Origin of the sequence: Rhizorhabdus sp., from assembly GCF_018006725.1 — a bacterium.
GTDB lineage: Bacteria > Pseudomonadota > Alphaproteobacteria > Sphingomonadales > Sphingomonadaceae > Rhizorhabdus.
In genome coordinates this window covers 1-5,624 of the sequence record NZ_JAGMXV010000272.1, presented here as the reverse complement: position 1 = coordinate 5,624, position 5,624 = coordinate 1, and the positions used below count along the sequence as shown (strand labels likewise).

5 protein-coding genes and 1 tRNA gene are annotated in these 5,624 nt (G+C 67.1%); 1 reads left to right on the top strand and 5 read right to left on the bottom strand.

Annotated features, from left to right (window positions below):
* From KAY22_RS23550 to KAY22_RS23530, 5 genes are all read right to left on the bottom strand, one after another.
* Nucleotides 1–412 (bottom strand): class I tRNA ligase family protein (locus KAY22_RS23550; RefSeq protein ID WP_296625575.1); only part of this gene is annotated, 412 nt, incomplete at its 3' end.
* Between the two features lie 67 nt (nt 413–479).
* Nucleotides 480–2,513 carry a S9 family peptidase gene (locus tag KAY22_RS23545; RefSeq protein WP_296625576.1) on the bottom strand — a complete coding sequence of 678 codons (2,034 nt, stop codon included), beginning with the start codon at nt 2,511–2,513 and terminating at the stop codon, nt 480–482.
* A 70-nt stretch (nt 2,514–2,583) separates the two neighbouring features.
* A complete protein-coding gene (locus tag KAY22_RS23540; protein ID WP_296625574.1) occupies nt 2,584–3,186 on the bottom strand; it encodes a DUF2497 domain-containing protein in 603 nt (200 codons plus the stop codon).
* A gap of 14 nt (nt 3,187–3,200) precedes the next feature.
* Entirely contained in the window at nt 3,201–4,685 is a 1,485-nt protein-coding gene (locus tag KAY22_RS23535) for a TolC family outer membrane protein (protein WP_296625573.1), read from the bottom strand.
* Nucleotides 4,686–4,699: 14 nt separating this feature from the next.
* Nucleotides 4,700–5,344, bottom strand: coding sequence for a protein-L-isoaspartate O-methyltransferase (locus KAY22_RS23530; RefSeq protein ID WP_296625572.1), 645 nt, complete (start codon nt 5,342–5,344; stop codon nt 4,700–4,702).
* A 174-nt stretch (nt 5,345–5,518) separates the two neighbouring features.
* Here KAY22_RS23530 and KAY22_RS23525 point away from each other — a divergent pair.
* Nucleotides 5,519–5,592 (top strand) — tRNA-Cys (locus KAY22_RS23525).
* Nucleotides 5,593–5,624: the final 32 nt, after the last annotated feature.

Sequence of the window (5,624 nt, the reverse complement as noted above, 5' to 3'; positions counted from 1 at the left end):
AGTCGCACGACGCGCCGAGGCGGCGGAGCTGGCGGGTGATCGTGCCGCCGCTCTCTTCCTTCCACTCCCACACCTTGGCGATGAAGGCGTCGCGGTCGAAATCGGTGCGCTTCTGCCCCTTGGCGTTGAGCTGGCGCTCGACCACCATCTGCGTGGCGATGCCGGCATGATCGGTGCCGACGACCCACAGCGCATCCTTGCCCTTCAGCCGCGCATGGCGGACGAGGACGTCCTGCAGCGTGTCGTCGAGCGCATGGCCGATGTGGAGGCTGCCCGTGACGTTGGGCGGCGGGATCACGATCGTGAAGGGTTCGGCATCGGGACGTTCCGGTCGGAACAGTCCCTTGTCTTCCCAATGGGCGTACCAGCGGGCCTCGATGGCGGCGGGGTCGAAGGTCTTGTCTATCGTCATGGTGGCGCAGGCTTTAGCGGGGAGGACCGCCCCTGCGCCACCCTAATCTATCGGTCGGCCAGCGACGTCATTCCGCCCTGGTGTGCTTGTTCATCCAGCCGAGCACCTCGTCATACCACTGGATGCTGTTCTTCGGCTTGAGGATCCAGTGATTCTCGTCCGGATAGACCACCAGCCGCGCCTCGACGTCGCGGCGGCGGGCGGCGGTGAAGGCGGCGATGCCCTGGGTGTAGGGAATGCGGAAATCCTTCTCGCCATGCAGGACCAGCATCGGCGTCTTCCACGCGGTCACATGGTTGACCGGGTTCCACTTCTCGTAATTGCCGGGCACCTCGAAATAGGGGCCGCCATGCTCCCACTCGTCGAACCACAGCTCTTCGGTCTCATAAGCCATGGCGCGCGCGTCGAACACGCCGGCATGGGTGACGAGGCATTTGAAGCCGTCGGGCCAGTTGCCCGCGATCCAGTTGGTCATATAGCCGCCATAGGACCCGCCCGCAGCGCAGGCGCGACTGCCGTCGAGCCAGGAAAAGCGTTGCGTGACGGCCGCAAAACCTGCCTTCAGGTCCTGAAGCGGCTTGCCGCCCCAATCCTGGTTGATCGCATCGGTGAAGGCCTGACCGTAGCCGGTCGACCCGTGGAAATCGACCATCACGGCGCCATAGCCGGCACCGGTGAAGACCGCCGGGTTCCAGCGATAGGACCAGCCGTCGCCGAAGGAGCCCTGCGGCCCGCCATGGATCAGGAAGGCCATCGGGGCCTTTGCGCCTTCGGCGAGCCCGGCGGGCTTGAGTACATAGGCCCAGACGGTGTCGCCATTGGCCCCGGCGAAGCTGACATGCTCGACGGTCGGCATATCGATCCCAGCCAGCCGCTCGCGGTTCACCGCGGTCAGCCGGACGGGCTTGCCCTTGCCGCTGGCCGCATAGAAGTCGGACGGCGCGACAAGGCTGTTCAATGTATAGACATATCCCTTCGGCGTCGCGAGGACGCTGCCGGCCGTACCGCCTTGGGTCAGCCGCGTGACCTTGCCCCTGGCGACGTCGATCGCGAAGATCGCGCCGGTGCCGGTCTCTTCGGCGGTAACGTAGAGCGTCTTGGCGTCCTTCGACCAGGTCAGGCTGTCCGGCGATCGGTCCCAGCCCTCGGTCAGCGCACGGGTTTCGCCGGTTGCAAGGTTACGCAGCTGCACCACCAGCCGGTCGGCTTCGTAAGTCGGCCGCTTCATCGCGACATAAGCGAGCCACTTGCCGTCGGGCGACACGCTCGGCTTGGTGTCGGTCGCCTTGTTGGCGGCGGTCAGGTTGACCGGCGGCGCGGAGCCATCGGCCGCGACCGAGAAGATGTCGAGATTGGTCGACAGCGGCTCGGTCCGCCCCGCCTCGCGCAGGGTGAAATAGACGGTCTTGCCGTCCTTGCTCCAGCTGAGCTCGCTGCCATCGCCATAGGGCTTGGACGGCGCGTCGCCGACGAGAGCGCCGACCAGCGGAACGCCGTCGCCGCTCGCCTTGCCGGCCGACAGCGGCAGGACGAACAGTTGGGAGCGCTGGCCATCGGCCCAGCTGTCCCAATGACGCACGAAATAATCGTCATAGGTCCGGCCGCTGCCGCCCTTCGCCTCGGGCTTGGTGTCGGCCAGCGAACGCGCGCCGACCGGACGGTCAGCCCAGACCAGCAGCTTGTCGCCGGTCGGCGCGATCTTGAAGCCGCCCACGTCCTGATCCGCGACCAGTTCGGGCGTTCCGCCGCCGACGGACACACGCCAGATCGCGTTCTTCCCGTCCTTATCCGCGGTGAAGAAAACCCATTGGCCGTCGGGTGCGAAGGCCGGTCCGCTTTCATTCTTCGCCGGGTCGGCGGCGAGCTTCTCGGGAACCGCGCCCTTGCGGCTCAGGTCGAGCCGCCAGAGGTCGGTGCGCCCTTTGTTCGCCGCCAGATCGGTTTCGCGCTGGTCCCAGACGAGCCAGCGGCCGTCGGGAGATACGTCGGCGCTGCCGATGCGGGAAAGGGTTGCGACGTCGGTGATGGTGAGCGGGCGGGCATGGGCGGAAGCGCCGAGACCCGCCGCGAGGCCAATGGCCAGAAGCGAGATTTTCTGCATGGGCAAGGGCTAGCTCAATCGAGCCCTAGCGCCAAGAGTGTGTCACCGTGGCGATACGGTAGCGCGGTCGTCAGCCGTCCTTTTCCATCATCCGGCGGATCTCGGCCTGGACGAGGCGTTCGACGATGTCCGGCAGATTGCGCTCGACCCAGTCCGTCAGGATCGGCTGCAGCGCGTCGCGGACCAGCGCGTCGAGCGTGATGTCCCCGCCCGCAGCGCGCGGCGCGGGCGTGCGCGGCAGCAGGTCGCGGGGGACCGGACGGGAAACCGTCGCGGGCGCTTCGGCCTCGGCCTGGCGCAGCCGCTCGACGGCCCGCTGTACGGGCCGGGCCTCGGCGGGTCGCGATGAAGCGGGTGCGGGCTCGGGCACCGCATCGGTCAGTTCGAGGATCGAATCGGGAGCCGGGGTGCGGGGCGGTGGGGGCGGCGCTTCGCTGCGGATCGGCCAGGGCGGCGGCGGATCGCGATCGACCGCTGGCGGCACCTGCCCGAGCGGTTGGCGCGGGGGCGGCGTCGTTCGATTCGCAGCCGTCGCCATTGAGGCTGGCGCAGGCGGTGCGGATGCGGCAGCACGCTGCGTACCGGGCCTGGAAGCAGCGGGTTCGTCGGAAATGATGCGCTTGATGGAAGCCAGAATGTCTTCCATCGACGGTTCGGGACGCGGTTCGGCCATGGCCGGAATATAGGCTATTTTCCGGGGGTTTCCACAGCGCTGTGTGCGGGAACTGCGGAGACGCTCGGCTCCTTCCGGGTCGATGTCGCGACCGGCTTCGGCCTGGGATCGCTGTCCCAATCCCAGATCCGCCCATGTACCCGCTTATAGTTCGACACGGGATCGTAGAGCGAGCCGCCGTCGAGCCCGAGGGTCTTCGCCTGGGCCCTGCCCATCGCGGCCAGCAACGCGAAGCCGGCGACATAGGCATCCCGCTTGGCCGAGACGAGCGTCGAGCGCGAGTTGAGCAACTCCTGCTCGGCGTTCAGAACGTCGAGCAGATTGCGGTTGCCCACGCCCTGTTCGGCCCGGACGCCTTCGAGCGCAAGTTCGTTCGCCGAGACGGCCGCTTCCGACGAGTCGATCACGCCCAACGCCGCTTCGTAGCGGGCAAAGGCGATGCGGGCATCGGCGATCACGGCACGCTCGGCGGCCGTCTCCGCCTCGATTGCCTGGCTCTTGCGGGCCTGCGCCTGACGAACGCGGGCGCCGGGTTCGCCACCCTGATAGATCGGAATCTGCGCCTGCAGCCCAACCGTCGCAGTCTTGTCGATCTGCGCTACACCGGCAAGGCCGCCGGCGAGCGTGCCCCGATAATCGGTGTAGTCACCCTGCCCGAAGGCTTGGAGGCGCGGCATCCGCGTCGCTTCGGCAACGCCGATGTCATATTGGGCGGCGCGCGTCGCCTGACGCGCGGCGGCTAGGTCGGGATTGTTCGCAACCGCCAGTTCGACCGCATCTTCCGAACTGGCCGGGAGGCCCGGCAGCGCCGGCGGCGGCTCGAGCGTGTCGGGGAAGGTGCCGACGACCTCGAGATAGGTCTGCCGGCTGGCGTCGAGTTGCGCTTGTGCCGAGCGCAGATTGGCCCGCGCACCGGCCAGCCGCGCTTCGGATTGGGCCACGTCGGTACGCGTCAGGTCGCCGACCTCGAACCGGTCGCGGCTCGCCTGGAGATTGGTCTCCAGCACGGTCACATTGCTCTGGTTGAGGTTCACGATCGCGGTGTCGCGGATCACGTCCATATAGGCGGCCACGACCGAAGTGAACACATTGGCCTCGGTGCCCAGCAGGCTCGCCCGCCCCTGCTCGACGCGGGCCTTGGCCGCGCGGATCGAATTGCGGATGCCGCCGCCCTGATAGATCGGGACGGTAACGGTCGCGCCGGCCTGGATTGCGCGCTTGGGAAAGGTGAAGGCATTGGCCGAGCGCTTGACGAATTCATTGTAACCGGCCGTCGCGGCGATGTCGGGCAGCCCCGGAGCGCGGGCGATCTCAACCCCTTCGTCGGTGGCCCGGAGCCCTGCCCGTGCCCCCGTCAGCGTCGGATTCGAAGCATAGGCACGGCTCAACGCCTCACGCAGAGTATCGGCCGCAGCCGGCGCAGCCGAAAGGGCGAGCGCCAGTATTGCAGCGGACACATGGAAACGGCCTGCCGCTTTACCCCCAAGCTTCGATGTCACCTGTTACATCCCTGTCAGAAGCTGAATCCGGCAGGCTTCTCGAAACCGGGAAGAACGGCGGCATCGGCGTCGGCAAAAGCCGTCGTTCCGAAGCCCTTGCCCGCCTTCGCACCCGAGACCAGTCGGCTGACGCCATTTTCGATCAGCGCGCCGACCAGACGCCCGCCATCCGCCAACTGATCGACCAGCGCCTGCGGAATCTGCTCCACCGCGCCATCGATCAGGATCAGCGAATAGGGTGCGCCCTTCTTGCTGCCGGCGGTCAGCGCCGCCTTGACCCAAGTGGCTCCGGGAACCGCCGCCTTGCCCTGCGCGAACAGCGCCTCATCCTCTTCCACCGCGACGACGCTGGCGCCGAGCGCGAGGAGAAGGGCTGCCGTATAGCCGGTCGCCGCGCCGATGAGCAGCACGCTGTCACCTGCCACGACCTGCGCCTGCGTGAGCAGACGGCCGGTCACCATCGGCGGATTGAGCGAACGGCCATCGCCCAGCGGGAACGCGATTTCGGCATAAGCGATCGCCGCCTTGTCGGCCGGTACGAAGCGCTCGCGCGCGACCTCGCCCATGGCGGTGACGACCCGTGCATCGCTGACCCCGGTGGTCCGGAGCTGGCTCACCACCATCGCGCGACGCATCTGCTCGAAATTCTGCTCGGTCACTGGGATTCCTGCCACTTAGTGTCTTAGCCATACAATACAGTAGGGACAGCTTCAAGGCTTTATCGCCTCGGCGCATTTCCGCCAAGCATGATCTGGGGATTCGGGCAAAAGACGATCGCCGCCGCCGATGACGGTTGACAATCCCCCCCGCCCCCGCCATCTCCCCGCTCCACTGGCCCGATGGCGGAGTGGTGACGCAGCGGACTGCAAATCCGTATACGCCGGTTCGATTCCGGCTCGGGCCTCCACCTACAAAAAATATATGCTGCTTTCCCTACCC

What these genes read in the sequence shown, in the direction of transcription:
- KAY22_RS23545 (WP_296625576.1), bottom strand. Translation starts at nt 2,513, where the DNA reads ATGCAGAAAATCTCGCTTCTGGCCATTGGCCTCGCGGCGGGTCTCGGC.
- KAY22_RS23540 (WP_296625574.1), bottom strand. Translation starts at nt 3,186, where the DNA reads ATGGCCGAACCGCGTCCCGAACCGTCGATGGAAGACATTCTGGCTTCC.